The sequence below is a fragment of the Parabacteroides distasonis genome (assembly GCF_004793765.1).
GTDB classification, from domain to species: domain Bacteria; phylum Bacteroidota; class Bacteroidia; order Bacteroidales; family Tannerellaceae; genus Parabacteroides; species Parabacteroides distasonis_A.
In genome coordinates this window covers 1-1,018 of record NZ_SRYM01000131.1, presented here as the reverse complement: position 1 = coordinate 1,018, position 1,018 = coordinate 1, and the positions used below count along the sequence as shown (strand labels likewise).

General features: G+C 40.7%; 1 protein-coding gene and 1 pseudogene. One reads left to right on the top strand and one right to left on the bottom strand.

Features of this window, described 5'->3' with window-relative positions; translation table 11 throughout:
* A pseudogene (locus E5342_RS19925) lies at positions 1-593 on the bottom strand (hypothetical protein); the annotation flags it as partial.
* Between the two features lie 150 nt (positions 594-743).
* On the opposite strand from E5342_RS19925, the gene E5342_RS19475 reads away from it, so the two are divergent.
* Positions 744-902 (top strand): hypothetical protein, encoded by a 159-nt coding sequence (locus E5342_RS19475; protein ID WP_160217502.1) that lies wholly within the window; start codon positions 744-746, stop codon positions 900-902.
* The last annotated feature ends 116 nt before the right edge of the window (positions 903-1,018 follow it).

Genomic DNA, 1,018 nt, shown 5'->3' with positions numbered 1-1,018 from the left:
ATCTGCGTTCGAGCCATACTGTATCGCGTTTTCTGAATTTTATCGGACAGCAATAATTGTATATACTGTATTTTATTTTGTTGTTGAAAGGAGGAAAAGTGTAAGGTGGACTTCATGAGTCGATTTCGTTCCGACGGTGTTTGAAGTGCCTCAAATGGGAAACTGATATCTCCTTTATTTACGGTAGCTATCTTATAACTTTGGATAATACCCACCTCAATCGGAAGAATGATTTCTTCTCCTTTTACGAGCGTCCCGTTATCGAATCCACCGTTGTCTTTTCGACTATAAAGGACATAGGCGGTTGGTGAGGCGCTCTCTTCAAGAGTATCCTGTATGGTTTTCCTGTCGATTCTCACTTTATTCGTCCCTACGAACTCCGTATACAGCTGATCGGGGGGGCTTCCTGTGTCGGAATGGAATGCGAAGGCCATGTCAATAAGGATATGGACTTGTTGATGTGCCGTGAATTTGAAGTTTCCCAGATAGATCCTTAAGCTTTCACTATCCTGCCCTTCTGCCGGAAAGCTCCAGAGAAAAATGGATAGTAAGGATATGATGATCCTAACAGGATAGGAAAGTTTTTCTTGCATATTTTTATAGATATTATTGGCTGCCTTATTTCTACAAATTTACGGAAATATCTCCGTAATAACCTCATGAAAAGCGCAGATTGGCGCAATTAAAATTGAATATGAAGAAGGTAGGGGCAAATTGTAGATATTGGGAGAAGTCAAATCTATGTGAATGGCAGTAAGGAGAAGAACGGATTTGTCCCTATCATGGGACGGGTAGCGATTAACGGGACGATGGTGCGGTTCAGTTGCGAGCGAACTATTCGTGTTCATGGTCAAGACGCCTATCCGAGGAATGATTATCCCTTCTTGAAGTGTCGGGTTTGAGATAGTATCTTAATGGGAAACGGTGCTAAAGTCAATGGAATAGAGGTGTTATATATTTTTTCATTGATGTCCCATTAAAATCGGAAAGAGTACTTTGAAATTGTTGAAATTTAGTT